The sequence below is a fragment of the Sphingobium psychrophilum genome (assembly GCF_012927105.1).
GTDB classification, from domain to species: Bacteria; Pseudomonadota; Alphaproteobacteria; order Sphingomonadales; family Sphingomonadaceae; genus Sphingobium; species Sphingobium psychrophilum.
Map to the genome: position 1 here is coordinate 56,472 of NZ_JABBFV010000008.1, position 25,332 is coordinate 81,803.

General features: G+C 64.0%; 25 protein-coding genes. 4 read left to right on the forward strand and 21 right to left on the reverse strand.

Annotation, left to right across the window (positions count from 1 at the left end):
* Positions 1–7: 7 nt before the first annotated feature.
* The 14 genes from rpmC to rpsL all read right to left on the reverse strand — a co-directional run bounded on the left by rpmC (position 8) and on the right by rpsL (position 9,784).
* Complete coding sequence (rpmC, locus tag HHL08_RS12690; protein WP_056691689.1) at positions 8–211, reverse strand: 50S ribosomal protein L29; 204 nt, start codon at positions 209–211, stop codon at positions 8–10.
* 3 nt (positions 212–214) lie between these two features.
* The gene (gene rplP / locus HHL08_RS12695) at positions 215–646 is read right to left on the reverse strand and encodes a 50S ribosomal protein L16 (protein ID WP_056691692.1); all 432 of its coding nucleotides are present in this window, start codon (positions 644–646) and stop codon (positions 215–217) included.
* A 21-nt stretch (positions 647–667) separates the two neighbouring features.
* On the reverse strand, positions 668–1,363 hold the full coding sequence (rpsC, locus tag HHL08_RS12700) for a 30S ribosomal protein S3 (RefSeq protein WP_066607441.1): 696 nt from the start codon (positions 1,361–1,363) through the stop codon (positions 668–670).
* Positions 1,364–1,367: 4 nt separating this feature from the next.
* On the reverse strand, positions 1,368–1,754 hold the full coding sequence (gene rplV / locus HHL08_RS12705) for a 50S ribosomal protein L22 (RefSeq protein WP_066606469.1): 387 nt from the start codon (positions 1,752–1,754) through the stop codon (positions 1,368–1,370).
* Entirely contained in the window at positions 1,754–2,029 is a 276-nt protein-coding gene (gene rpsS / locus HHL08_RS12710; RefSeq protein WP_007707899.1) for a 30S ribosomal protein S19, read from the reverse strand. Before rpsS ends, rplV begins: the two co-directional genes overlap by 1 nt.
* Before the next feature lie 6 nt (positions 2,030–2,035).
* A complete protein-coding gene (gene rplB / locus HHL08_RS12715; protein ID WP_066606476.1) occupies positions 2,036–2,872 on the reverse strand; it encodes a 50S ribosomal protein L2 in 837 nt (278 codons plus the stop codon).
* A 1-nt stretch (position 2,873) separates the two neighbouring features.
* Positions 2,874–3,191 (reverse strand): 50S ribosomal protein L23, encoded by a 318-nt coding sequence (locus HHL08_RS12720; RefSeq protein ID WP_066606478.1) that lies wholly within the window; start codon positions 3,189–3,191, stop codon positions 2,874–2,876.
* Positions 3,184–3,807, reverse strand: a complete 624-nt coding sequence (rplD, locus tag HHL08_RS12725) for a 50S ribosomal protein L4 (protein WP_169573538.1) — start codon at positions 3,805–3,807, stop codon at positions 3,184–3,186. The genes HHL08_RS12720 and rplD overlap by 8 nt, the downstream gene beginning before the upstream one ends.
* Positions 3,808–3,810: 3 nt before the next feature.
* Positions 3,811–4,566, reverse strand: a complete 756-nt coding sequence (rplC, locus tag HHL08_RS12730; protein WP_169573660.1) for a 50S ribosomal protein L3 — start codon at positions 4,564–4,566, stop codon at positions 3,811–3,813.
* A gap of 285 nt (positions 4,567–4,851) precedes the next feature.
* Complete coding sequence (gene rpsJ / locus HHL08_RS12735; protein ID WP_007686587.1) at positions 4,852–5,160, reverse strand: 30S ribosomal protein S10; 309 nt, start codon at positions 5,158–5,160, stop codon at positions 4,852–4,854.
* 208 nt (positions 5,161–5,368) lie between these two features.
* Positions 5,369–6,559: an elongation factor Tu gene (gene tuf / locus HHL08_RS12740; protein ID WP_169573539.1), complete on the reverse strand. Its 1,191-nt coding sequence runs from the start codon at positions 6,557–6,559 to the stop codon at positions 5,369–5,371.
* A 137-nt stretch (positions 6,560–6,696) separates the two neighbouring features.
* On the reverse strand, positions 6,697–8,769 hold the full coding sequence (fusA, locus tag HHL08_RS12745) for an elongation factor G (protein ID WP_169573540.1): 2,073 nt from the start codon (positions 8,767–8,769) through the stop codon (positions 6,697–6,699).
* 159 nt (positions 8,770–8,928) lie between these two features.
* Positions 8,929–9,399: a 30S ribosomal protein S7 gene (rpsG, locus tag HHL08_RS12750; RefSeq protein ID WP_088184256.1), complete on the reverse strand. Its 471-nt coding sequence runs from the start codon at positions 9,397–9,399 to the stop codon at positions 8,929–8,931.
* A gap of 13 nt (positions 9,400–9,412) precedes the next feature.
* Positions 9,413–9,784: a 30S ribosomal protein S12 gene (gene rpsL / locus HHL08_RS12755; protein WP_088184308.1), complete on the reverse strand. Its 372-nt coding sequence runs from the start codon at positions 9,782–9,784 to the stop codon at positions 9,413–9,415.
* Between the two features lie 351 nt (positions 9,785–10,135).
* On the opposite strand from rpsL, the gene HHL08_RS12760 reads away from it, so the two are divergent.
* The 3 genes from HHL08_RS12760 (at position 10,136) to HHL08_RS12770 (ending at position 14,136) form a co-directional block, all read left to right on the forward strand.
* Entirely contained in the window at positions 10,136–12,430 is a 2,295-nt protein-coding gene (locus tag HHL08_RS12760) for a putative bifunctional diguanylate cyclase/phosphodiesterase (RefSeq protein ID WP_169573541.1), read from the forward strand.
* Between the two features lie 160 nt (positions 12,431–12,590).
* Positions 12,591–13,772 carry a M23 family metallopeptidase gene (locus HHL08_RS12765; RefSeq protein ID WP_206377866.1) on the forward strand — a complete coding sequence of 394 codons (1,182 nt, stop codon included), beginning with the start codon at positions 12,591–12,593 and terminating at the stop codon, positions 13,770–13,772.
* Positions 13,753–14,136: a bactofilin family protein gene (locus HHL08_RS12770; protein ID WP_206377867.1), complete on the forward strand. Its 384-nt coding sequence runs from the start codon at positions 13,753–13,755 to the stop codon at positions 14,134–14,136. Before HHL08_RS12765 ends, HHL08_RS12770 begins: the two co-directional genes overlap by 20 nt.
* Before the next feature lie 372 nt (positions 14,137–14,508).
* Here the strand turns inward: HHL08_RS12770 and HHL08_RS12775 are convergent, their stop codons facing one another.
* The 4 genes from HHL08_RS12775 to HHL08_RS12790 form a co-directional block, all read right to left on the reverse strand.
* Positions 14,509–14,844: an immunity protein Imm33 domain-containing protein gene (locus HHL08_RS12775; RefSeq protein WP_169573543.1), complete on the reverse strand. Its 336-nt coding sequence runs from the start codon at positions 14,842–14,844 to the stop codon at positions 14,509–14,511.
* Positions 14,845–14,937: 93 nt separating this feature from the next.
* Positions 14,938–16,446 carry a YifB family Mg chelatase-like AAA ATPase gene (locus tag HHL08_RS12780; protein ID WP_169573544.1) on the reverse strand — a complete coding sequence of 503 codons (1,509 nt, stop codon included), beginning with the start codon at positions 16,444–16,446 and terminating at the stop codon, positions 14,938–14,940.
* A gap of 44 nt (positions 16,447–16,490) precedes the next feature.
* Entirely contained in the window at positions 16,491–17,195 is a 705-nt protein-coding gene (locus HHL08_RS12785; RefSeq protein WP_169573545.1) for an RlmE family RNA methyltransferase, read from the reverse strand.
* Complete coding sequence (locus HHL08_RS12790) at positions 17,192–18,313, reverse strand: Ppx/GppA phosphatase family protein (protein WP_169573546.1); 1,122 nt, start codon at positions 18,311–18,313, stop codon at positions 17,192–17,194. Before HHL08_RS12790 ends, HHL08_RS12785 begins: the two co-directional genes overlap by 4 nt.
* A 335-nt stretch (positions 18,314–18,648) precedes the next feature.
* Between HHL08_RS12790 and HHL08_RS12795 the strand changes: the two genes are divergently transcribed.
* Entirely contained in the window at positions 18,649–22,137 is a 3,489-nt protein-coding gene (locus HHL08_RS12795) for an autotransporter domain-containing protein (protein ID WP_169573547.1), read from the forward strand.
* 206 nt (positions 22,138–22,343) lie between these two features.
* Here HHL08_RS12795 and HHL08_RS12800 read toward each other — a convergent pair whose 3' ends face one another.
* The 3 genes from HHL08_RS12800 to secF all read right to left on the reverse strand — a co-directional run bounded on the left by HHL08_RS12800 (position 22,344) and on the right by secF (position 25,325).
* Positions 22,344–23,768, reverse strand: coding sequence for a M20/M25/M40 family metallo-hydrolase (locus tag HHL08_RS12800; protein ID WP_169573548.1), 1,425 nt, complete (start codon positions 23,766–23,768; stop codon positions 22,344–22,346).
* A gap of 151 nt (positions 23,769–23,919) precedes the next feature.
* Complete coding sequence (locus HHL08_RS12805) at positions 23,920–24,315, reverse strand: Mth938-like domain-containing protein (protein ID WP_169573549.1); 396 nt, start codon at positions 24,313–24,315, stop codon at positions 23,920–23,922.
* 8 nt (positions 24,316–24,323) lie between these two features.
* Complete coding sequence (gene secF, locus HHL08_RS12810) at positions 24,324–25,325, reverse strand: protein translocase subunit SecF (RefSeq protein ID WP_169573550.1); 1,002 nt, start codon at positions 25,323–25,325, stop codon at positions 24,324–24,326.
* Positions 25,326–25,332: the final 7 nt, after the last annotated feature.

The window sequence follows — 25,332 nt, forward strand, 5'->3', positions numbered from 1 at the left end:
GGTTCCTTTACTTGGCAGCGGAGCTGTTACGCTCCGTCTGCAGGGTCTTGATCTGCGCGATCGACCGACGGACTTCCTTGACGCGGCTGGGCTTTTCCAGCTGGTTGGTGGCCGCCTGGAAACGCAGATTGAACTGCTCGCGCTTCAGGTTGTTCAGTTCGGTCGACAGTTCGTCGTCCGTCTTGGTCTTCAGGTCTGCAACATTCGCCATGTGTTAACCCTCCAGATGCGAGGTGTCGCCGAGGCGGGCGACGACCTTGGTCTTGATGGGCAGCTTCATCGCGGCGCGCGAGAAGGCCTCTGCTGCGAGCGGACCGGGCACCCCGTCCAGTTCGAACAGGATGCGACCCGGCTTCACGCGGGCGGCCCAATATTCGACCGAACCCTTGCCCTTGCCCTGACGGACTTCGGCAGGCTTCTTCGACACCGGAACGTCGGGGAAGATACGGATCCACAACCGGCCCTGACGGCGGATGTGACGGGTGATCGCGCGGCGAGCCGCTTCGATCTGGCGCGCGGTGACGCGCTCTGGTTCCATGGCCTTCAGGCCATAGGAACCGAAGTTCAGAGCCGAGCCACCCTTGGCATCGCCCTTGATCCGACCCTTGAAGGTCTTGCGGAACTTCATTTTCTTCGGTTGCAGCATGACGCTATTACCTTCTTATCTTCAACGCGCCGGGCGCACGCCGGAGGTTTGAGCCTCCAGCATCAGCCGGTCGGTCGCGAACGGATCATGGCCGAGAATCTCGCCCTTGAAGATCCAGACCTTGATGCCGCAAACGCCATAGGCGGTGTGCGCCGTGGCTTCGGCATAGTCGACGTTCGCACGCAGCGTGTGCAGCGGAACGCGGCCTTCGCGATACCATTCGACGCGCGCGATCTCTGCGCCGCCCAGACGGCCGCCGCAGGTGATCTTGATGCCTTCGGCACCCAGACGCAGGGCCGACTGCACCGCACGCTTCATGGCGCGACGGAAAGCCACGCGGCGTTCGAGCTGATCGGCGATGCCCTGTGCGACAAGCTTGGAATCGACTTCCGGCTTGCGGATCTCGACGATGTTCAGCGACACGTCGGACGAGGTCAGCGCGCCCAGCTTCTTGCGAAGCTTTTCGATGTCCGCGCCCTTCTTGCCGATGATGACGCCCGGACGGGCGGCATAGATCGACACGCGGCACAGCTTGGCTGGACGCTCGATCACGACCTTGGAGATCGCGGCCTGCGGCAGCGTCTTGAAGATGAACTGGCGGATCTTGAGATCCTCCAGCAGAAGGCGACCATAGTCGGCGCCTTCGGCGAACCAGCGGCTGTCCCAGGTACGGTTGATCTGGAGACGAAGACCGATCGGATTGCTCTTGTGACCCATGTGCTTACGCCTCCGCTTCTTCGCCAGCTTCACGCACGACGATGCGCACGCGGCTGTAGGGCTTGAGGATACGGGTCGACTTGCCGCGGCCGCGAGCGTGGAAGCGCTTCAGGGTGAACGCCTTGCCCACCGATGCTTCCGCGACGACCAGCGAATCGACGTCGAGATTATGGTTGTTTTCCGCGTTGGCGATGGCCGAAGCCAGCACCTTGCGCACGTCGACAGCCATCGCCTTCTTGGAGAAGGCGAGGATGTTGAGCGCGTCCTCGACCTTGCGGCCGCGGATCAGCGTGGCGACCAGGTTCAGCTTCTGGGCCGAACCACGGATCTGCGTGCCAACGGCCAGCGCCTCATTGTCGGCGACGCGACGGGGAGCTTTTTCCTTGCTCATCAGCGCTTGCCCTTCTTGTCGGCGGCGTGGCCGGGGAAGAAGCGGGTCGGGGCGAATTCGCCCAGCTTATGACCCACCATATCCTCGTTGACGGACACCGGAACATGCTTGCGGCCATTATAGACGTTGAACGTCAGGCCAACGAACTGCGGCAGGATGGTGGAACGACGCGACCAGGTTTTGATCGGGGCGCGGCCACCGGCGTCCTGCGCCGTTTCTGCCTTCTTTAGAAGGCTGAGGTCCACGAAAGGACCTTTCCAGACGGAACGAGCCATCGCGGATTACCTCTTCTTCTTGGCGTGACGCGACCGGATGATCATCTTGTCGGTCGACTTGTTGTGACGAGTGCGAGCACCCTTGGTCGGCTTGCCCCACGGGGTGACCGGATGACGGCCGCCCGAGGTCCGGCCTTCACCACCACCATGGGGGTGATCGACCGGGTTCTTGGCAACGCCGCGCGTCAGCGGGCGGATGCCGTTCCAACGGTTGCGGCCTGCCTTGGCGAGGTTGGTGTTGCCATTGTCCGGGTTGCTGACGGCGCCGATGGTGCCCATGCAGTCCGAACGGATGTAGCGCTGCTCGCCCGAGGACAAACGCACCATCACCATGCCACGATCGCGACCGACCAGCTGGGCGTAGGTGCCCGCCGAACGGCAGAGCTGACCGCCCTTGCCTGGCTTCATCTCGATGTTGTGGATGATCGTGCCGACCGGCATCTGACCCAGTTCCATCGCATTGCCCGGCTTCACGTCGGTCTTCTTGGCCGCGATGACCTTGTCACCGGGGGCAAGACGCTGCGGCGCCAGAATATAATTCTGGGTGCCGTCAGGATAGTTGACCAGCGCGATGAACGCGGTGCGGTTGGGGTCATATTCCAGACGCTCGACCGTACCTTCGACATCCCACAAGCGGCGCTTGAAGTCGATGATGCGATAGCGCTGCTTGTGACCGCCACCGATCCCGCGCGAGGTCACATGACCCTTGTTGTTGCGACCACCCGTCTTGCGCTTGCCTTCGGTCAGCGCCTTGACGGGCTTGCCCTTGTGCAGGCTGGACTTGTCGACCAGGATCAGGCCGCGGCGAGCGGGGCTCGTCGGGTTATAATGCTTCAGAGCCATCTCAGCGGACTCCCTCGGTGATGTCGATCGACTGGCCTTCGGCCAGGCGGACGATCGCCTTCTTCACGTCCGAACGCTTGTAGGGCTTGCCCTTCCAGCGCTTCGTCTTGCCCTTCGTGACCAGCGTGTTGACGCTCTTGACGTCCACACCCCAGATCGCTTCGACAGCGGCCTTGATCTCAGGCTTGGAGGCAGTGCCCGCCACCTTGAAGACCACGGCGTTGTTTTCGCTGAGAAGGGTCGACTTCTCGGTGATGTGCGGGGCGACAACCACGTCATAATGACGGTTGTCGACGGTCCCGGCTTGCTTTTTAGCCATTGAAACGGGCCTCCAGCTTTTCGACCGCGGCGCGGGTGAGCACCAGCGAGTCGGCTTTCAGGATGTCATAGACATTGGCGCCAACGGCAGGGAGCAGGTCCACGCCGATGATGTTCGCCGAAGCCTTCGCGAAGCTGACGTTCACCGCATCGCCGTCGATGAACAGGACTTTCGTCAGGTTCAGCTTGGCGAGGCTGGCGACCAGCGCCTTGGTCTTGCCTTCGGCGACGTCCAGGCTGTCGATGATCGTGAGCGTGCCGCTCTTGACCTTCGACGACAGCGCCATCTTCAGACCCAGCGCGCGAACCTTCTTGTTCAGCGAGGGGTTGAAGTCGCGGACGCGGGCGCCGTGCGCCTTACCACCACCGATGAAGATCGGCGCGCGGCGATCGCCGTGACGGGCGGTGCCGCCGCCCTTCTGGCGGCCGAACTTCTTGCCGGTGCGGGCAACGTCGCTACGCTCGCGGGTGCCGCGGGCGGTGCCGCGACGCTTTTCGAGCTGCCAGGTGACGACGCGGTGCAGAATGTCGGCGCGGGGCTCAACACCGAACACGGCATCGTTAAGCTCCAGATCGCCAGCTTCCGCTGCGTCGAGGGTCTGTACCTTGACCTTCATGGTTTAGCCCTCCTGGCCTTCGGTCGCTTCGGGAGCCGCGGCGTCTTCCGCCGGGGTGTTCGCCGGAGCGTCGTTGCTGTTGTCAGCCTTCTTCAGGCTGGCGGGATAGGGAACGTCGGCCGGACGAGGAACCTTGACGGAATCCTTGATGGTCAACCAGGTGCCCTTGGCCCCCGGCACGCTGCCCTTGACGAAGATCAGACCACGCTCGACGTCCGTGCGGACGATTTCGAGGTTCTGCTGGGTCCGTTCGCGGTCGCCCATGTGGCCGGCCATCTTCTTGTTCTTGAAGACGCGGCCCGGATCCTGGCGGTTACCGGTCGAACCATGCGCACGGTGGCTGATGGACACGCCGTGGGTGGCGCGCATACCGCCGAAGCCCCAGCGCTTCATGGCGCCAGCAAAGCCCTTGCCCTGCGTGTGACCCGACACGTCGACCAGCTGGCCGTCGATGAAATGGTCAGCGGCGATTTCAGCGCCGACTTCGAGGAGCGCATCCTCGGCGACGCGGAATTCGACCAGGCGAGCCTTGGGCTCGACCTGCGCCTTAGCGAAGTGGCCACGCTGCGGCTTGGCGACGTTCTTCACCTTCGCGACGCCGGCACCGAGCTGAACGGCGATATAGCCGTCGCTGTCGACATTCTTGCGCGCCACGACCTGATTGCCCTCAAGGGCCAAAACCGTAACGGGAACATGACGTCCGTCCTCTTGGAACAGACGGGTCATCCCGACTTTCTTAGCGATCACGCCTGTGCGCATCACTTGTTACTCCCATAGAGGCCCGTCTTAGCAACGGGCGTATCCAACGAAAAAACCGCTCAGCATCTCTGCTTCGCGGCCAACCCAATGTGTAGATCACCCCGTCCGGGTTGGATGCCTTCCCCTCTCGGGAACGGCGACGGGGGACCAGAACCACAGACCCTCTGGTTGCCCAGTGCTGTGCGGTATCCCTTGTGTCGTTTGAGCTTCCGACACCCTCTTAAACATAGGGGGCCGAAATACCCGATACCCCGCCCACCTTTCGGAGAGCAGGGACTTGCCGGCTTAGGCCAGCTTGATTTCTACGTTCACGCCGGCAGCCAGGTCCAGCTTCATCAGCGCGTCGACCGTCTGCGGCGTCGGCTGCACAATGTCAAGCATACGCTTGTAGGTGCGGACCTCGAACTGCTCGCGCGACTTCTTGTCGATGTGCGGGCCACGGTTGACCGTGAACTTTTCGATGCGCGTCGGAAGGGGAATCGGACCGCGGATAAGGGCGCCGGTGCGGCGGGCGGTGTCGGCGATGTCGCCGGTCGCCTGATCAAGCACGCGATGATCGAACGCCTTGAGACGAATGCGGATGTTGCTGTCCATAGTTCCTGTACCGATGCGAAAGAGCCAAAAACTCAGAGCATTTTCAAAAATCAGCCGGAGCAGCCGATGATTTGTGAAAATGCGCCAACCAAAAATATCCGCCCCGTAAACTGCCCTTCTAGCTCTTGCGAGCCGGAGAAAGGCGATCCGGGGCGGTTAAAATTCCGAGCGGCGCGAATCAGATGATTCGCGCCGCTGCGGTCCTATATTACTTCGAGATCGTTCCGACAACCCCTGCGCCGACGGTACGACCGCCTTCACGGATGGCGAAGCGCAGACCCGAGTCCATCGCGATCGGGGCGATGAGCTTGATGTTCAGCTTCACATTGTCGCCGGGCATGACCATCTCGGTGCCCTCAGGAAGGATCACTTCGCCGGTCACGTCCGTCGTGCGGAAGTAAAACTGCGGACGATAGTTGGCGAAGAACGGGGTGTGACGGCCGCCTTCTTCCTTCGACAGGACGTACACTTCGGCGTCGAATTCGGTGTGCGGGGTGATGGTGCCGGGCTTCGCCAGAACCTGACCACGCTCCACGTCTTCACGCTTCGTGCCGCGCACCAGGGCGCCGATGTTGTCGCCTGCACGACCCTCGTCGAGCAGCTTGCGGAACATTTCCACGCCGGTCACGGTCGTCTTGGTGGTGTTCTTGAGGCCGACGATCTCGACTTCTTCACCAACCTTGACGATGCCGGTTTCGACACGGCCGGTGACGACGGTGCCGCGACCCGAGATCGAGAACACGTCTTCGATCGGCATCAGGAAGGGCTTGTCGACAGGACGCTCAGGCTGCGGGATCCAGCTGTCGACAGCTTCCATCAGCTTCAGCACGGCGTCATGGCCAAGCTCAGGACGCTCGTCCTTGAGAGCCATAACGGCCGAACCGGGGATGACGGGGATGTTGTCGCCGTCGAAATCATAGCTGCTGAGCAGCTCGCGGATTTCCAGCTCGACCAGTTCGAGGATTTCAGCGTCGTCGACCAGGTCGACCTTGTTCATGAACACGACCAGCTGGGGAACGCCAACCTGACGGGCGAGCAGGATGTGCTCACGGGTCTGGGGCATCGGGCCGTCGGTGGCCGAAACGACCAGGATCGCGCCGTCCATCTGGGCGGCACCGGTGATCATGTTCTTCACGTAGTCGGCGTGACCCGGGCAATCGACGTGCGCATAGTGGCGTGCGGCGGTTTCATATTCGACGTGGGCGGTCGAAATGGTGATGCCGCGCTCGCGCTCTTCGGGCGCCTTGTCGATGTTGTCGTACGACGTGAAGGTCGCGCCGCCGCTTTCGGCCAGCACCTTCGTGATCGCTGCGGTCAGCGAGGTCTTGCCATGGTCGACGTGACCGATGGTGCCGATGTTGCAGTGCGGCTTGTTCCGCTCAAACTTAGCCTTAGCCATTTTATCCTACCTTCTAATCAAAATCAGCTTGGGTCTGACCGCTCGGCCGCGCCTCGCGAAGGCGCGTCCATAGCAGCAAATTTACAGATTACCAGCCCCTAACCGAGCCGTTCGCACGGCTCGGCTCGGGAAAGTCATCAGGCCATCTTCGCCTTGACTTCATCCGCCACATTCTGCGGCACTTCGTCATAATGCGAGAAGGTCATCGAATAGTTCGCGCGCCCCTGGGTGAACGAACGCAGCGAGTTCACGTAACCGAACATGTTGGCCAGCGGCACCATCGCCTCGACGACCTGCGCGTTGCCGCGCGTGTCGGTGCCCTGGATCTGGCCGCGACGGCTGTTCATGTCGCCGATGACGTCGCCCAGATATTCTTCCGGGGTGACGACTTCGACCTTCATGACCGGTTCGAGCAGCGTGATGCCCGACTTCTGCGCGACTTCGCGCATCGCGGCACGGCCGGTGATTTCGAACGCCAGCGCCGATGAATCGACGTCATGATAGGCGCCGTCATACAGGTTGATTTCGAAATCGATGATCGGGAAGCCGATCAGCGAACCGGTCGCTGCGGTTTCGCGCATGCCCTTTTCGATCGCCGGGATATATTCCTTGGGAATATTACCGCCCTTGATCTCATCCTTGAAGATGATGCCCGCGCCGCGCTCGCCCGGCGTGACCTTCACCTTGATGCGGCCGAACTGGCCGGTGCCGCCCGACTGCTTCTTGTGGGTGTAGTCGACGTCGACGGCCTTCTTGAGATATTCGCGATAGGCCACCTGCGGCGCACCGACATTCGCCTCGACCTTGAACTCGCGCTTCATGCGGTCGACCAGGATCTCGAGGTGAAGCTCGCCCATGCCCTTGATGATGGTCTGGCCCGATTCGTGATCGGTCGAAACGCGGAAGGACGGATCTTCGGCGGCCAGGCGGTTGAGCGCGACGCCCATCTTTTCCTGGTCAGCCTTGGTCTTGGGTTCCACCGACAGCTCGATGACCGGCTCGGGGAATTCCATCCGTTCCAGAATGATCGGCTTGCGCTCGGCGCACAGCGTGTCCCCGGTGGTGGTTTCCTTCATACCGGCCAGCGCGACGATATCGCCGGCATAGGCCGCATCGATGTCTTCACGGCTGTTCGCATGCATCAGCAGCATACGACCGATCTTTTCCTTCTTGTCCTTGACCGAGTTCAGATAGGTGCCCTTGGTCAGGGTGCCCGAATAGACGCGCAGGAAGGTCAGCGAGCCGACGAACGGATCGTTCATGATCTTGAACGCCAGGCCGGAGAAGGGCGCTTCGTCCGACGTTTCGCGGCTGTCCGTCTCGTCCGTGTCGGGGTTGATGCCCTGCACGTCTTCGATGTCCAGCGGCGAAGGCAGATAATCCACGACCGCGTCGAGCAGGGGCTGAACGCCCTTGTTCTTGAACGCCGAACCGCACAGCACCGGCACGAACGACTGGTTCAGCGTACCCTTGCGGATCAGCGCCTTCAGCGTCGCGACGTCGGGCAGATTGCCTTCGAGATAGGCTTCCATCGCCTCGTCGTCCTGTTCGACGGCGAGTTCGATCAGCTTTTCGCGATATTCGGCGGCCTTGTCGGCCAGGTCTTCCGGGATCGCTTCATAGCTGAACTCGGCGCCCAGATTCTCATCCTTCCAGATGATGGCGCGATCTTCGACCAAGTCGACCAAGCCGCGGAAGTCCGCTTCCGCGCCGATGGGCAGATACAGGACAGCAGGCTTGGCGCCCAGGCGATCGATGATCGTCTGCACGCAATAATAGAAATTGGCGCCGGTGCGGTCGAGCTTGTTGATGAAGCACATCCGCGGAACCTTGTACTTGTCCGCCTGGCGCCACACCGTCTCCGACTGCGGCTCGACGCCGGCAACGCCGTCAAACGCGGCGACCGCGCCGTCAAGGACGCGCAGCGAACGCTCGACTTCGATGGTGAAGTCGACGTGGCCGGGGGTGTCGATGATGTTCAGGCGGTGGTCGTTCCAGATGCAGGTCGTCGCAGCCGACGTGATGGTGATGCCGCGCTCCTGCTCCTGCTCCATCCAGTCCATGGTCGCAGCGCCGTCATGGACTTCGCCGATCTTGTAGGACTTGCCGGTGTAGTAGAGGATACGCTCGGTCGTGGTGGTCTTGCCGGCGTCGATGTGCGCCATGATACCGAAGTTGCGATATTTAGCGAGCGGATGGCTGCGGGCCATGATGCTTCTCCGTTGCCGGCGCGCCGGCGGTTGGGATTCGTTTGATCTGGGGTGGCCCCTAAACCAATCCGTTCGCCATGGGTAGCCCACGACGAACGGACGGATTTTTAGGGCGATAAACGGGGTGATCGCCTATCGGCGTCCACCCCGCTGATCTTTTTACCAGCGATAGTGCGAGAAGGCGCGGTTCGCTTCCGCCATGCGGTGCGTATCTTCGCGCTTCTTAACCGCATTGCCGCGGTTATTGGCCGCATCCATCAGCTCGCCGGACAGGCGGGCCGCCATGGTGGTCTCGCTGCGATTGCGCGCAGCGGTGATCAGCCAGCGGATCGCCAGGGCCTGCGAACGCTCTGGACGCACTTCGACGGGAACCTGGTAGGTCGCACCGCCAACGCGGCGGCTGCGCACTTCGATGCCCGGCTTGATGTTGTTCAGCGCGTCATGGAACATGCCGATCGGATCTTTCTTGGCGCGAGTCTCGACGGTTTCGAGAGCGCCATAAACGATCGATTCGGCGACGGCTTTCTTGCCGTCCTGCATGATGCTGTTCATGAACTTGGACAGAACCTGATCGCCATATTTGGGATCGGGCAGGATGATGCGCTTTTCGGGGCGACGACGACGTGACATATTCTAGTCTCCCTTACTTAGGACGCTTGGCGCCGTATTTGGAACGGCTCTGCTTGCGATCCTTGACGCCCTGCGTATCCAGAACGCCGCGAAGAACGTGGTAGCGCACACCGGGAAGATCGCGGACACGACCGCCACGGATCAGCACGACGCTGTGTTCCTGAAGATTATGGCCTTCACCTGGGATGTAGGTGATGACTTCGCGCTGGTTGACCAGGCGAACCTTGGCCACCTTGCGAAGCGCCGAGTTCGGCTTCTTCGGGGTCGTCGTGTAAACACGGGTGCAAACGCCGCGCTTTTGCGGATTTGCTTCCATCGCAGGGACCTTGCTCTTGGCCTTCTGCGGATCGCGGCCATTGCGGACCAGCTGGTTGATTGTTGGCATGAAGCCCTTCACCTTTTTCAGTTACTTTACCTGGGCATCCCCGCGTCTCGCACCCCATGGACGAAAGATTCGACCAAACGGCAAAGGCCCCGGTGGGCATAAGCCCCCTGGAGCCGCAAGAGCACCCGGCAATGTTCAGCTCTAGTGTCGCCCCGTAGATATGCCGGGCAAAGACGAATCTTCGCATGGCAGTCCGCTGGGCAGCCGCGCCTATAGCGATGCGCGCTCGGCGGGTCAAGCAAGCAGCAGCAGCGGTTTGCGGCCCCGCACAGGCGGGCGCTTTTCCAACCGCTTAGGAAATTGATAACCTTAATGACGCTATTATCACGCTCCGCTCAGCCTGGACGCGATGTGACGATATTATCCCCTTATACCGGCGAATTTCCCGATACAGAGCGGGAATCGACGTTCCAGGCTGAACGACTGCCCGAAACACGCCGCCACGCCCGGACGTTGTTTGCCCTGTCGGCGCTGCTGAATATCATCTTCCTCCTCAGCGACTGGCGCTTTGTCGGCACCCCCCATTTCTGGGTCGCCATCCCGGCCCGACTCGCGGTGATCGCCGGATCGCTCCTGTGCCTCGCGCTCTGGCGCGGTGCCCGCACCTTCCCCGCCTTGGAACGGCTCTGCTTCCTGTGGCAGGCGATCACCGCCATCGGCGTCGCCCTGCTCGTCAGTTCGCGCAGCGACATCGCGCTGTTCGTGCTCGTCATGCTGCCGCTGGTCTTCTATCTGGTGGTGCCGACCAGTTTTCGCGGCAATGTCGGCGGCGGCCTCGCCTGCGCGATCGCGATGCTGGCGGGCTATCTCGCCCCGGCCCCGCACAGCCAGACCGCGATCGGCATGATCCTGGCGATGCTGATCCTGCATTGCGGCATGTGGATCGCCATCACCCGGCACAACCGGCTACAGCGCCAGGAATGGACGGCCGGCCAGCTGGCGCAGGCGGCGCAGGCGGCGCAGGCCAACAGCCTGGATGCGATGGAACGCATGTTCATGGCGGTGCCGATTCCCCTGCTCGTCACCCGGCATGATGGCAGCATATTGCGCCTGAACCGCGCGGCGCAGGACGCCTTTGCCCCCGCTGGCGATGTCGCCCTGGCGCATGTGGAACAGACCTATGTCGACCTGCCGGTCCGCAACCAGTTGTTCAAGCTGCTGCAGCGGGAGGCGCAGGTCGACAATTTCGAATGTCGCATGCGCCGGGCGGACGGCCATATCCGCGACACGCTCCTGTCCTCGCGCCCGATCGTCGTGAATGGCGTGCCCTGCATCGTGACCAGCGTGGTCGATATTACCGAGCGCAAGGAGGCCGAACTGCATCTGGAGCGGCTGGCCATGACCGATGCGTTGACTGGCCTTGCCAACCGCGCGCATTTCATGGCGGCGGTGACGCAGGCGACGACAGGTCCGGCCAGCCGGCTGGTGGATGCGGCGCAATCGGCCATCCTGCTGATCGACCTCGACGAATTTAAGCGGGTCAACGATACCGCCGGGCATGATGCGGGCGACGCCTTGCTGTGCGCGGTGGCGGATCGGTTGCGCCATGCGCTGCGGCCCGGCGACCTGGTGGCGCGCATGGGCGGCGACGAATTTGCGGTGCTGCTGACGCGCCTGCCCGACGTCGACGCACTGATGCCCATATTGGCGCGCATCACCGAACATCTCCATGCGCCGCTCAGCTTTCGCGGCCGGCCGATCGAAGCGCGGGTCAGCATCGGCGTGGCACTGTTCCCCGACCATGGCGGCGATGTCACTGCCTTGGTCAAACATGCCGACATCGCCCTGTATCACGCCAAAAATACCGGCCGCGGGCGCGCGACCCTGTTCGAACCGGCCCTGCTCGCCAATTGGGAGCGGGAGGCGACGATGCTCGACCGCGCGCGCCACATATTGGCGCAGGAAAGCCCCTGCCCCTGGTATCAGCCCAAGATCGACCTCGCCACCGGCGCGCTGGTCGGGTTCGAGGCGTTGTTCCGCTGCCCCACAGCCGATGGCGCGACCATCATGCCGGCCGATATCGCCGCCGCCTTCGAACATCCCGACCTCGGCCCCGCCATTACCGCGCAAATGATCGACGGCATCCTGGCCGACTGCCGCCGCTGGCGCGATGCCGGCCTGCCTTTCGGCCATGTCGCCTTCAACGTGTCGGGTGCCGACCTCAATGACGATGATTTCGCCGACCGCCTGCTGGGCCGCCTCAAGGACGTGGACCTGCCGCCGTCGATCATCGAATTGGAAGTGACCGAATCGGTGTTCCTGGGCCGCAATGCCGACCGGGTCGGCCGCCTGCTCCAGCGGCTCAGCGATGCGGGCGTCGCCATCGCCCTCGATGATTTCGGCACCGGCTATGCGTCGCTCTCGCACCTCAAACAATTCCCGATCGACGTCATCAAGATCGACCAGCGCTTCGTCCGCGACCTGGAAACCGACCCGGACGACGCCGCCATCGTGCGCACCGTGCTGAACCTCGCCTACAGCCTTGGCATCCGCACCGTGGCGGAGGGGGTGGAGAACCAGCAACAGCTCGATTATCTGCGCGCGGGCGGCTGCCATATGGCTCAGGGCTATCATTTCAGCGCCGCTATCCCCGCGACAGACGTGGAAGCCCTGCTCGACCAGCGGGATCAGTCCCGCCAGCGTTAAAATAAATCTGCAAATAATCGTCAGAAGCCGGGAACAAAAAGCCCGATCGTTCATTTCGGCGCGTTCGTCGCTCGACTCGTCACGACTCCGCAACGACGGATTCGCGAAAAAGGCAAAGCTTTGCTACCGGCCCCCTCCTTATAAAAGAGTCGGGGTCGCATTGTCGCATCATAAAAAGAAGGGGGTCGCTCCCCTGCGGGAACGGCTGCTTGCCCTGTGTCCTGAACGGGAGATTTTCCTCCGTTCCGGTGGCCAGGTGAAGTTCGTCCGCATTTCCCGCCGCGCGCAGCTGGCTGCGATCGGCGTGGCGTCCGTCGCGCTGCTCGGCTGGGGCGGCATGACCCTCTCGATGCTGGCCGGCAGCGCCTCGGTCGCGCAGGAACGCGCCGCGCTGGCGCAGCAGGGCCGCTCGGTCGCCACCGCCGCCACCAAGGTCGAAGGCTATCGCAAGTCGGTCGAGGATCTGGCGCAGGATCTGGAAGCCCGCCAGGACTTCATGGACGACCTCTACAAGACCCATTTCGGGGATCAGAGCGACAAAGCGCCCGGCAGCGACATGGCCGCCCCGACCAAGGCGGACAAATCCGACGCACTGACCGCCAAGATCAGCCTGGCACCCGAAGCCGCGCCGCTGGTCCGGCTGGAAGCGCGCCAGCGTCAATTCGCCACCCTGCTGACCGCCGCGGTCGAACGCCGCGCCGACAAGGCCGCCGCCGCGATCCGTAGCTTCGGCCTCAACCCCGACAATCTTGCCCGCACCGCCGCCCGCGCCCAGGGTGGCCCCTTCGTGCCGTGGAAAGGCGACAAGGGCGCGCTGACCGACGAACTGGAAAATCTGGCCGACGCCATGTCGCGCATGGAATTTCTGGAACGCAGCCTGCTCACCATCCCGTCGGGTCAGCCCACCGCCGCACCGATGCTCACCAGCAGCTACGGCTATCGCCGCGATCCTTTCAACGGCCATGCCGCCTTCCATGCCGGCCTCGACTTTCCCGGCCGCTACGGCCAGCCGATCACCGCCGCGGCCGATGGCAAGGTCAGCTATGTCGGCCAGCGCCAGGGCTATGGCAATGTGGTCGAAGTTGAACATGGCAACGGCATCATGACCCGCTATGCCCACCTGTCCGGCTTCGCTGCCCAAGTGAGACAAAGGGTCGCGCGCGGCGACACGGTCGGCCGCATGGGATCGACAGGCCGCTCGACCGGCACCCATCTCCATTTCGAAGTCCGGCTGAACGGCCAGGCCGTCAATCCCCGCCCCTTTCTGGAGGCCCGCAAAGATGTTCTCCAAATCCAGCAAATCGCCACGGCCCGTTTCGCCGATGTCCGCGACCGGAGCTAAGCACACGCCCTTCTCGCTGATCGGCAGCGACGTGACGATCACCGGCAACCTCGCCGCTTCGGTCGACCTGCATGTCGATGGCGTGATAGAGGGCGACATCAGCTGCGCCGCGCTGGTGCAGGGACCAGACAGCCGCATCACCGGCCACGTCACCGCGCAAAGCGCCCGTCTCGCCGGTTTGGTCGACGGGTCGATCGCGGCGGGCGAACTGGTGGTGGAAAGCAGCGCCCGGATCACCGGCGACGTCGTCTATGAACGCATCACGATCGAACCGGGCAGCCGCATCGAAGGCCGCTTCCGCCCCAAGGACAGCGACGCCCCCGCCACCGAATTGAAGCTGATCGCTAACGACAGCGCGGGTTGAACGCCTGCGCTAAGAACAAGGGGCATTACCCCTCCTCCGTTTAGGCTGAGCCTGTCGAAGCCCCGTTCCTTCCTCGCAACGGCGCCAAAAGGAACAGCCCATCGACAGGCTCAGGGCGAACGGAGCACGGGGCGCGTCCTCACCCTAACCATATTTGTCACTGGCCACGCCACCCCGCTCCTACGCCCCGCATCGTCATCCCGACGGGAGATATGCGCCATGGAACGTCCCGACTTCTGGCCCGACATCCGCCGCTTCCTGCTCGCCTTCACCGGCAGCGGCCTTCTGATCGGCCTCTACACGCTGGTCAGCATCCAGCCATTGCCTTGACAGAGCAGCCGTCTGGCTTGGGTGGAGGGCGGACCGCCTAGTTTAGATATTCAGCAGGGTATCATCGGACCAAACGTCTTCATATCCCAACGCGATCAAGAACCTCCATCCGGGCGGTAATGCCATGAATGGCAGTGCAACGGGGCAGTCCTTTTGCAGATGATATAAGTGCAGGGGTTTGAAAAAGTCGGGATCATCCGACCATTCACCTGACCAGATGAACCAGCCCGTCGTCCCACTTTCCGACGGATGGCGTAGGCCATTTAACGGGAGTTCACCGCGTAGGGCGCGATCCGAAATACCCAGCTTGTATGTTTCTTCAGATGGTGTGAATTTGGCACCATAGCGTTTGCATATCTCTAGCTGAATTTGGTCCATGCGTTGGATTTAACGTGACCTATACAGATCGGCTATCAGGAACTGCGACGATCACGATTATCGGCCATAACTGTTCGTTAATTGGTCGCCCCCTCAATTCACCGGCGCCCTTCGCCTGTAACTCAACGCCTCCGCCACATGCACCCGCCCGACCCGCTCCGCGCCCGCCAGGTCGGCGATCGTGCGGGCCACGCGCAGCACCCGCGTATAACCCCGCGCCGACAGCTTCATCGCCGCGGCCGCCTGCGCCAATAATTGCCGCCCCGGCTCGTCCGGCCCGGCGACGTCCTCCAGCCGCTCGCCATCCACTTCGGCATTGGTGCGCACCTTGGTCCCGGCATAGCGCGCGGTCTGGACGCTGCGCGCCGCCGCGACCCGCGCCGCGACCTCGGCCGATCCTTCGGCGGGCGGCGGCAGCACCAGGTCGGCGGCGGTCACCGCCTGCACCTCGACATGCAGGTCGATGCGGTCGAGCAGCGGCCCCGATACCTTGGCCTGATAATCCGCAGCGCAGCGCGGCGCGCGCGAGCAGGCCAGCGCCGGATCGCCCAGATGCCCGCAGCGGCACGGATTCATCGCCGCAATCAACTGCACCCGCGCGGGGAAAGTCACATGCGCATTGGCCCGCGCCACCGTCACCTCGCCCGTCTCCAGCGGCTGCCGCAGCGAATCGAGTACGGTCCGCTGGAACTCCGGCAGCTCATCCAGAAACAGCACGCCCAGATGCGCCATGCTGACCTCGCCCGGTCGCGCCTTGAGGCCACCGCCAACCAGCGCCGCCATCGACGCACTATGATGGGGCGACCGGAACGGCCGCGCCCGGCTGATCCGTCCGCCCTCCAGCGTGCCGGCGACGCTCGCCACCATCGAACTTTCCAGCGCTTCGGACGGCGTCATGTCCGGCAATATCCCCGGCAGGCAACTGGCCATCAGCGACTTGCCCGCGCCCGGCGGCCCGACCATCAGCAGGTTGTGGCCGCCCGCTGCCGCGATTTCCAGCGCGCGCTTGGCAACCTCCTGCCCTTTGACCTGTTTCAGGTCCGCGCCCCGCACCGGCGCTTCTACGACTCCCGGCTGCGGTGCCGACAGCGCCGACCTCCCCTTGAAATGATTGAGCAAACTCAGCAAATCCGGCGCGGCGACGACCTCCACTTCGCCAGCCCAGGCAGCCTCCGCCCCCTGCGCGACCGGACAGACCAGCCCCATCTCCTGACTGCCCGCATGGAGCGCGGCGAGCAGCACGCCGGGCGACGGCGCGGTGCGCCCGTCCAGCCCCAGTTCGCCAACGACCACATAGCCCGCCAGCGTCTCGGCATCGATCACCCCCATCGCGCCCAGCAAGGCGAGCGCGATCGGCAGGTCGAAATGCGATCCTTCCTTGGGCAGGTCGGCGGGCGACAGGTTCACTGTGATCCGCTTGGGCGGCAGCGACAGGCCGATCGCGGCGATCGCATTGCGCACCCGCTCGCGACTTTCCGCCACCGCCTTGTCGGGCAGGCCGACCAGGATGAAGTTGGGGAGGCCCGGCACCAGCTGGCACTGCACCTCCACGGCGCGCGCCTCCAGCCCCAGATAAGCGACCGTCGATACCGTTGCGACCAAATGCCCCTGCCTTTTCCCCGCTGCCCCGTCAGTCCATCACTGGACTATTCCTCGATCGGCTCCCCGGCCCGGCCCCTTGCAGGCTCGTCCGGCCGCCCCTTGAACCCCTGCGCCACGACATACCATTCGACGCTGCCCTTGCGGCTGGCGGGCGGCTTGGCGTGCTTGATCGTCGTGAAATTCTTCTTGAGCAGGACCAGCAATTCGCCGTCGGTCCCACCCGCAAACACCTTCGCCACGAACGTCCCGCCCTTGCGCAGATTCTCCACCGCGAACCACGCCGCCGCCTCGACCAGGCCCATGGTGCGCAGATGGTCGGTCGCGGCATGGCCGACAGTATTGGCCGCCATGTCGGAAATCACCAAGTCCGGCGCATCGCCCAGCGCATCGCACAGCATCTGCGGCGCCTTGTCGTCCATGAAATCCATTTCGAACAGGGTCACGCCCCCGATCGGATCAACCGGCAACAGGTCGATGCCCACCACGGCCGCCTTGGGCGCCAGCTTGCGCACCACCTGCGCCCAACCGCCCGGCGCGACGCCTAAGTCCACGACCGCCTTAGATCCCTTCACGAAATGGAATTTCTCGTCCAGCTCGATCAGTTTGAAGGCAGCGCGGCTGCGCCATCCTTCGGCCTTGGCCTTTTTGACATAGGGATCGTTCAGATGGCGCTCCAGCCAGCGCACCGACTGCGCCGTGCGCCCCTTGGCGGTTTTGACCCGCACCCTGCCTGCGCCAGCGCCCCTCACATCACTCTCCCGTCGCGGTCCATCAGGCCGCGCAATATGCCTTCGCGAATCCCCCGATCGGCCACGCCCAGTCGTGCGGCCGGCCAGATGTCGAGGATCGATTCCAATATGGCGCAGCCCGCCACCACCAGGTCGGCGCGCTCGGTGCCGATGCAGGGCAGCTTCTGCCGCTCCGCCAGCGCCATGGTCGACAGCCGCTCCGAAATGGCGCGCATCGATTCGCACGGCACGATCAGCCCGTCGATCGCCTGCCTGTCGTACCGCGGCAGGTTGAGGTGCAGGCTGGCCAGCGTCGTCACCGTGCCCGATGTGCCGAGCAGGCGGATATCCTCCGCCCCCTGCGGCAAACGCCGGGCGAGCGGCGAAAAGGCCTCGCTCACCCGCGCCCGCATCCGGTCATAGGCCGCCAGCCGCTCCGCCTTGTCGCCATGGTCGAACGCCTCGCTCTCGGTCAGCGACACGACGCCCCAGGGCGCGCTGACCCAGTCGACGATCCGCGGCGCACCGGCCGATCCGCTGGAATCGACCAGCACCAATTCGGTCGATCCGCCGCCAATGTCGAAAATCAGCGCCGGCCCGTCGCCCGGCTCCAACAGCGCATGGCACCCCAGCACCGCCAGCCGTGCCTCTTCCTGCGCGCTGATGATGTCGAGCGCGATGCCGGTTTCGCGATAGACGCGCTGGATGAACTCTTCCCCGTTGGACGCCCGGCGGCAGGCTTCAGTCGCGACCGACCGCGCCAGCGTCACATGGCGGCGACGCAGCTTGTCGGCGCAGACGGACAGCGCAGCGATCGCGCGGTCGATCGCCGCATCGCTGATCCGGCCGGTCGCTGCCAGCCCCTCGCCCAGCCGGACGATGCGCGAAAAAGCGTCGATGACGATGAAGCCGTCGGCGGATGGCTTGGCGATCAGCAGGCGGCAATTATTGGTGCCCAGGTCGATGGCGGCATAGGACCGGCGCTCACGCGCGCCATGGGGCGGAAAACCCCGTTGCGTCGACGGGGGCGGAATGGCCGCAGCCTTGCTCCCATCGCCCGGACCGGGGCGGGCGCGTTTGCCCGCATAACGGCCGGCCGGGCCGGAACTCTGCGGCGATGGGCGGCTCTGCTGCACCATGCCGTAACTCGCTTCTATATTCGCCAGCCACCAAAGGGGGACCGGAACTTGCAACCATGTTTAGGCAGATATGACGCATCGCGCAAGGCGCGGCCGGCACGGCCACCGATGCAAGACTTAACAAGGATTAACGATACGCCTTGCACGCGCCTGAAAAGGAAGGTTCGTTTCGGATCAGCAAAGAACAAGGTCGCCTGGGCGACACCATTACCCTTTAGGACAAAACAGACATGCTGTGATGTTTTGGATACATAACACAAGATTTCATGATTGTCGGATTGTCTTGGGCAATACAGTTGATTAGCTTCCCGTTCGGTCTTTGGGGAGTTTATATCATGCACATTCGCAAGAATGGTGCGGGCCTGTTGGCGCGCGTCAGTCGTCCTGCCTTGCTGGCGTCGGCGGCCATCGCCGCCCTTACCGTCGCACCGATGGCCCAGGCCGTCGTCCCTACCGACGACAAAAGCCCCGCGGACATCATTGACGGCAGCGACGTCAATGGCGTCGGCATCATGTATCGCGCCGATGGCTTCGTCTGCACCGGCACGCTGATCAACCCGCGCACCGTCATCTTCGCCGCCCATTGCGTCAACGACCTGACGTCCGCTGACTACAGCACCGTCAACGACGGCGTGCCCGTCGCCTTTGCGTTCCAGAACAACGCCCGGCCGGGGCTCGTCAGCTGGCTGAACAGCGGGTTCCAGACCAACACGGCGCTCAGCGTCTACAACGTCAACAACATCGCCTATAACCCCGATTCGCTCGATCCGCCGGCGCTCAGCTTCCTGTATGGCGACGTCGCGATGGCGACGCTGGACACGCCCGCATCCGACGTGCCGACCTGGACGATGCTGTTTTCCGCCCTGCCCGCTCCGTCCTCCATCAGCGAGACGAGCGGCACCGGCTATCATGTCACCATCACCGGCTATGGCCGCACCGGCAGCGGCACCACCGGCAGCAGCTTAGGCATCGACTTCCGCCGCAAAACGGCCGAAAATTTCCTGGGCATGCTGGGCTCGCTCGACGACGTCGACAGCTTCCTCTTCGGCGAAGCGGGCGGCTATACGCAGAATCTCTACCACACGGATTTCGACGATCCGACCCGCGAAAACCCCTTCGACTTCAACCTGTTCAAGGATGACGCCCTGGCCAACGAAGGCAGCACCGCTGGCGGTGATTCGGGCGGCCCGCTGATCCTGGACCAGGCCTTCGATGAAAAGACCATATTGGGCGTCCTGTCGGGCGGCAGCCGCTACTTCTTCGAACAGCCGCAAAGTTCCTACGGCGGCTCGTCCTTCTATCAGCCGCTCTACCTGTTCTGGGACTGGATTGCGCAGAACAACCCCTATCGCTACGCCACGGCCAAGGCGGGCGATGGCAAGTGGAGCGACGCCTCCCACTGGATCACCGCGCTCGATCCCAATTACCGGATCATCGACAGCAACGGTGCCCTGGTCAACGGCATACCCACAACGCCGGGCGCGGGCGCCTTTGGCGAAGACAGCGCCTCGAAATTCGGCCAGCTCTGCTACAGCCCTGACGATATCTGCTACGATGTCGGCACCGACACGCTGATCGTGAACGGCCAGCCCGTCACCGAAGAGGGCGGGACGACCGCGACACCGGCAGGGTCAGCCACCCGCGCCAATTCTATCGGCAAGGTCGAGATCGCGGAGCGCAGCCCGAACGCGCAGAGCGTCACGCTACTCGACGGTGCCGAGCATGAGGCGCAGGCCGAAGGCGCTAGCGCTGCCGTCCTGCCAAGCCCGACGCTGGCCAATGGCCTGCCCGGCGCCACCAATTTCGTCCCCAATAATATCGACCCGCTGGCGTCGCAGGGGATCATTGGCCGCTATTATGACGTGACGCTGAGCGCCACGGGCAAGACAACGCTCGACACCGACGTCACCGTCGATCGCTTCACTATCGCCGGCACCGGCGCAGCGTTGGACGTCACCGCCGATGGCTCGCTGACCAGCCTGATGGACATTTCCCACCTCGCCGGGGTGGTGAACGTCAACGGCACGATCGAAACGCCGGGCGACTATTTCCTGCTGACCGGCCTGTTGTCGGGCAGCGGCACGCTGCGCACGCCCTTCTTCACCAACATCCTGGGCACTATCGCCCCCGGCGGCATCGGCACCATCGGCACGTTCACCGTAGAGGGCAATGCGCTGCTAACATCGGGCAGCACGCTCCAGATCGACCTGGGCGCCAACGGCGTGTCGGACGTGCTGGCGGTCAAGGCCACAGAGTTCGTCGCGGATGATGGCGGCGAAGACGATGGCGGCGAAACCCCCGACACCGGCGGTGGCGGCGATGGCGGCGGTGGCACGGCGGAGCAGCGCAGCGCGGCTGCGATCACCGCAGCGCAGGCCGATGGCGACGTGTCGCTACTCGCGGCCGGCGATCCGATCGACGGCATCGCGGCGCTGGGCGGGCGGGTGGCCTTCGGCCAGGCTGCCGGCACCAAGATCCGCTTTGGCAACCAATATACGTTCGTAACGGCGGAAGGCGGCATCGACGGCACCTTCACCGCCCCGGCGCAGCTGTCGGCGGTGCTCAAGCCCGTGCTGATCTATGGCGACTATAGCGTCAGCGTGCGGATCGACGCGGGCCTCTATGCCGCCGTAGTCAACCCGGCGGCGCAGAACCAGACCAGCTTTGCCCAGCTGCTCGACCAGAACCGGTCGCGCTACGCCAATTTCGCCACCCTCTATGGCGAAGCGGACCTGCTGAGCATCGCCGGGGTCCAGGCGACGTTCGAAGCGATGGCGCCGCGCACCGAAGCGCTTAAGACGTCGATGGCCGAAGTGCTCAACGACAATATGGCGCGCTTCTATCGCGATCGCCTGACCAAGCTGGACGCCGGTTCGCTCGGCGGCACGCTGACCATGGTCGGCCAGCCGATCCAGCTCGCCTCCGCCAGCCTCAACAATATCGATCTGGGCATGGATCAGGGCGGCGGCGACACGACGACGCGCGAAGGCGTGCTGCCCGACGATATGAGCGCCTTCCTGGCTGGCGGCTATCTCGACGGCAAGAGCGCGCCGATGCGCACCGCCGTCCCGCTCGGTCGTGACCAGTTCGATGGCTGGTATGCTGCGGCGGGCGTCGAAAAGGCGTTCGGCGACAATGGCGTGGTCGGCCTGGCTGCCTCGTTCAGCGAGCTGAAGGGCAATACCGGCGCCAATGACACGGCGCGCGCGCGGCTCTATCAGGGCACCGTCTATGGTGCCTTCGACCTGGGCGGCGTCAAGCTGGACGGCGTCGCCAGCGCCGGCACCCTCGCCACCCGCTCGCGCCGTTCCTTCGCCGTCGGCGTCACCCCCTACACCCTTAATGGCAGCGACCAGGAATTGGCGCTGTCGGGCGAATTGGGGCTCAGCAAGGCGCTGGGTAGCGACACCTTCAGCATCGTGCCACGCGGCTCGATCCGCGGCGCCTATATCAGCTCGGGCAACCTGGCCGAATATGGCGGCGACGCGGCGCTGGTGATCGAACGCCGTGCCATTCGCAGCGCGCAGGGTCGCCTGGGTGCCACGGTAAAGGCCAATAATGGCGGGTTCAAACCCTATGTGACCGCCAACTTCGTCCATGAATTCAACGACCAGCCGGGCTTCTTCCTGGCCAATCTGGTCGGCGGCACCGGCAGCCTGGCGCCCTTCGCGCTCGGCGGTTCGGACCAGAATTGGGGCGAGGTCGGCGGCGGCCTGACGATCACCACCGGCAATGTCGATCTGTCCCTGTCGGCGGACACCACGCTCTGGCGCAAGGATGTGAAATATCAGAGCTATCGAGCCGCGGTGAAATTCCGCTTCTGATTTCCGGCTCCCAGCCGAAAGGAAAGGGCCGCCCGATCGGGCGGCCCTTTTTCGTTGGGGCGGAGAAGCAATAGAGCGTGATGACTTCAAGCGGATTTACACCACCTCCGTTCGTTTCGAGCGAAGTCGAGGAACTCAGACACAGCGCTATCTGCTTCTCGACTTCGCTCGAAGCGAACGGAGCGGTTTTACGCCCACGTCGCCTCTCACTGCGTATATAGCTTCACCAGCCGGTAGAGGAACGCCCGGCCGTCCAGCAGCGACTTGACGCGGATGCGTTCGTTCAGGCCATGGACCCCCTGCCCGTCCGGGTCGGCGAACATGCCCGACACGCCATAGGTCGGGATGCCCGCCGCATTGGTGAAACGCCCGTCGGTCGCCCCGGTCGCCAGGCGTGGGATCACAGGCACGCCTGGCCACATCTCCTTGGTCAGCGCCTCGATCGGCCCCATGATCTGCGGCGTCAATTCGGGCGCGGAGGATTTGGGCTGCGGCGGATCGGCCAGCGTCACCTTGACCTTCGGATCGGCCGCGACCTCGCTCAGCCGCGCCAACACGGCGTCCACGGCCTCCCCCGGAATGATCCGGCAATTGACGTTGGCGGTCACCGATTGCGGCTGGGCATTGGGGGCATGGCCACCCGCAATCAGCGTCGGGATGCAGGTGGTGCGCAGCGTCGCGTTCCAACTGGCGCTTTCCGCCGACACCGCGGCATAATCGGCCTCGCTCGCCTTGCCCGCGCCGATCGCCGCCATCGCGCTCGACACCTTGGCCGGATAGAGCGACGCCGACGCGCCGAAATAGGCCTTGGCGGCCGGGGTCAGGTTCACCGGGAAATCATAATCATTGACCCGCGCCAGCGCCGCCGCCATCCAGCCGATCGCGTTCACATGCGGGGTCTGGCGCGAACTATGGCCGCCCGGCGCGGTCGCGGTGAAGGTGAAGTCCTGATAGACTTTCTCCCCCGCCTGCACGCCCTGGCTCACCGGCTTGCCGCTCTCGTCCAGCGACCCGCCGCCGCCCTCGTTCAGCGCCCATCCGGCCTTCAGCGCGTCGGGCTTGTTCTTCAGCAGATATTCGACGCCGTTCAGCGCCTTCTCCGTCTCCTCGCCGCAGGTCAGCGCCAGCTTGATCGTGCGCTTGGGGCTGTAACCTTCCGCCTTGTAACGAATCATCTGATCCGTGAAGGCGGCCGCCATCGCCTTGTCATCGGACGTGCCGCGGCCGTAAAAATAGCCGCCCTCCTCGATCAGGCTGAACGGATCGCGCTCCCAGTCGGCCCGCTTGGCCGCCACCACATCGATATGGGCGAGCAGCAGGATGGCGGGCAGCTTGGCGTCGCTGCCGCGCAGGATGGCCGACAGATTGCCCTCCTTGGGATGCGCCGGATCGACGATGATCGACACATCGCCGTCGCCATATCCCGCCGCCTTCAACCGCGCGCCCATCCGCTCCGCCGCGACGGTGCAGCTACCATCGGGCCAGCTCGAATCGGTTTCGACCAGTTCCTTGTACAGGCCACGGAAAGCGGCCTCGTCCCCGCGCGCCTGCGCATCCGGGGTGGCGGCATGGGCGCTGGTGGTGACGAGAAGCGCCGCGATCAGCGCGGCGGCGGGACGACGAAATGCCATGGAAAAGCCCCCTGGATGGAAGAGGCATGCAGCTTGGCGGAGCGGTGATGGAAGGGCAAGGCTTCTGGCAAAGCGTGCGTGTTCCCGCGCAGGCGGGAACCCAGTTCAGGCGTGGGACTGGGTTCCCGCCTGCGCGGGAACACGCCCCGCTTCACAAAGGCAGCAACGCCGCCACGATCTGCCGCTCCTCGGCGCGCAGCACGCCCCAGGCGCGGGCCGCAGCGCGGCTATCCATCGCCTCCACGCCGATCCCCAGCGCCTCGACCGCGCGGACGAACGCGCGCGCCGGCTGGCGCAACCCCGCACCGGTGCCCAGCAGCAGAAATTCAGGCTTCGGCGCGGTATCGAACAGGTCGCCCAGCGACTCCACGGTCAGCGCGTCCACGCCCGGCGCATCGGCCCAGGCCAGAGCCCGCACAGGACTGAGCAGCAGGCCGTCGGGAAACACGTCGTCGCGCACCCGAAAGCCCCGGCCCTGAAAGCCGGTGACGATCGGTCCCTGACCGTCATCGTCCCGGCGGACCTTTATGCCCCGATCGCCAGACATAGGGTCGCTCAGGGCTTCGCCCCATCGTCGCGTCCCGTCTCTCTGGGACCTACGCGCTCGGCCGTCCCGGCATAGTCGCCCTTCTTGGCCGCCTTCTTCTCCGACGTCTGCGGGGTCAGGCCCAGCGAGATCAGCAGCGAAGACGACACATAGACCGACGAATAGGTGCCCACGATAATGCCCAGCATCATGGCCGCGGTAAAGCCGCGCAGCACATGCCCGCCCAGCAACAGCAGCGCGCCCAGCGCCAGCAGGATCGTGACCGACGTCATGACCGTGCGCGGCAGCGTCTCGTTGACCGACAGGTCGATCAGCGACTTCATGTCCATCTTGCGATATTTGCGCATATTTTCGCGGATACGGTCGTCGATCACCATCTTGTCGTTGATCGAATAACCCACGATCGTCAGCACCGCCGCGATGATGTTCAGGTCGAACTCCAGCTGCGTGACCGCGAAGAAGCCCAGCGTCATCAACACGTCATGCACGATCGCGACGAAGGTCGAGACGCCGAACTGCCATTCATAACGGAACCAGCTGAACACCGCGATGCCCAGGATCGCCAGCACGACCGCCAGCACGCCATTCTGGATCAGCTCGCCCGACACCTTGCCCGACACCGTGTCGTAGCGGGAGAAGGTGACGCCGGGGAATTGCGCAACCATCGCCAGCCTTGTCTTTTCCACCACCGCGTTCGCCGCACCGGCCCCGCCCTGTTCGGGCAAAGGCAGGCGAATCTGCACGGTATTGGCGTCGCCAAACTGCTGGAGCGAGCTTTCACCCACGCCCAGCGTACCGATGGTGGAGCGCACCTTGTCGGTATCCACCGCCTGCGGGAATTTCGCCTCGATCATCAGGCCGCCGACGAAATCGACGCCCAGGTTGAGGCCCTTGTGCGCCGTCGCGCCCACGGCCAGCACGGTCAGCAGCGCGGTGAGCGCAAACGCCCATTTCCGCACCGCGACGAAGCCGATATTGGTATTGTCGGGGACGAGCTTGAGAAGTTTCATGGGTGTG

Coding starts and splice junctions, on each gene's coding strand:
- rpmC (WP_056691689.1), bottom strand. CDS start 211: ATGGCGAATGTTGCAGACCTGAAGACCAAGACGGACGACGAACTGTCG.
- rplP (WP_056691692.1), bottom strand. CDS start 646: ATGCTGCAACCGAAGAAAATGAAGTTCCGCAAGACCTTCAAGGGTCGG.
- rpsC (WP_066607441.1), bottom strand. CDS start 1,363: ATGGGTCACAAGAGCAATCCGATCGGTCTTCGTCTCCAGATCAACCGT.
- rplV (WP_066606469.1), bottom strand. CDS start 1,754: ATGAGCAAGGAAAAAGCTCCCCGTCGCGTCGCCGACAATGAGGCGCTG.
- rpsS (WP_007707899.1), bottom strand. CDS start 2,029: ATGGCTCGTTCCGTCTGGAAAGGTCCTTTCGTGGACCTCAGCCTTCTA.
- rplB (WP_066606476.1), bottom strand. CDS start 2,872: ATGGCTCTGAAGCATTATAACCCGACGAGCCCCGCTCGCCGCGGCCTG.
- HHL08_RS12720 (WP_066606478.1), bottom strand. CDS start 3,191: ATGGCTAAAAAGCAAGCCGGGACCGTCGACAACCGTCATTATGACGTG.
- rplD (WP_169573538.1), bottom strand. CDS start 3,807: ATGAAGGTCAAGGTACAGACCCTCGACGCAGCGGAAGCTGGCGATCTG.
- rplC (WP_169573660.1), bottom strand. CDS start 4,566: ATGCGCACAGGCGTGATCGCTAAGAAAGTCGGGATGACCCGTCTGTTC.
- rpsJ (WP_007686587.1), bottom strand. CDS start 5,160: ATGGACAGCAACATCCGCATTCGTCTCAAGGCGTTCGATCATCGCGTG.
- tuf (WP_169573539.1), bottom strand. CDS start 6,559: ATGGCTAAGGCTAAGTTTGAGCGGAACAAGCCGCACTGCAACATCGGC.
- fusA (WP_169573540.1), bottom strand. CDS start 8,769: ATGGCCCGCAGCCATCCGCTCGCTAAATATCGCAACTTCGGTATCATG.
- rpsG (WP_088184256.1), bottom strand. CDS start 9,399: ATGTCACGTCGTCGTCGCCCCGAAAAGCGCATCATCCTGCCCGATCCC.
- rpsL (WP_088184308.1), bottom strand. CDS start 9,784: ATGCCAACAATCAACCAGCTGGTCCGCAATGGCCGCGATCCGCAGAAG.
- HHL08_RS12770 (WP_206377867.1), top strand. CDS start 13,753: ATGTCCGCGACCGGAGCTAAGCACACGCCCTTCTCGCTGATCGGCAGC.
- HHL08_RS12775 (WP_169573543.1), bottom strand. CDS start 14,844: ATGGACCAAATTCAGCTAGAGATATGCAAACGCTATGGTGCCAAATTC.
- HHL08_RS12790 (WP_169573546.1), bottom strand. CDS start 18,313: ATGGTGCAGCAGAGCCGCCCATCGCCGCAGAGTTCCGGCCCGGCCGGC.
- HHL08_RS12795 (WP_169573547.1), top strand. CDS start 18,649: ATGCACATTCGCAAGAATGGTGCGGGCCTGTTGGCGCGCGTCAGTCGT.
- HHL08_RS12800 (WP_169573548.1), bottom strand. CDS start 23,768: ATGGCATTTCGTCGTCCCGCCGCCGCGCTGATCGCGGCGCTTCTCGTC.
- HHL08_RS12805 (WP_169573549.1), bottom strand. CDS start 24,315: ATGTCTGGCGATCGGGGCATAAAGGTCCGCCGGGACGATGACGGTCAG.
- secF (WP_169573550.1), bottom strand. CDS start 25,325: ATGAAACTTCTCAAGCTCGTCCCCGACAATACCAATATCGGCTTCGTC.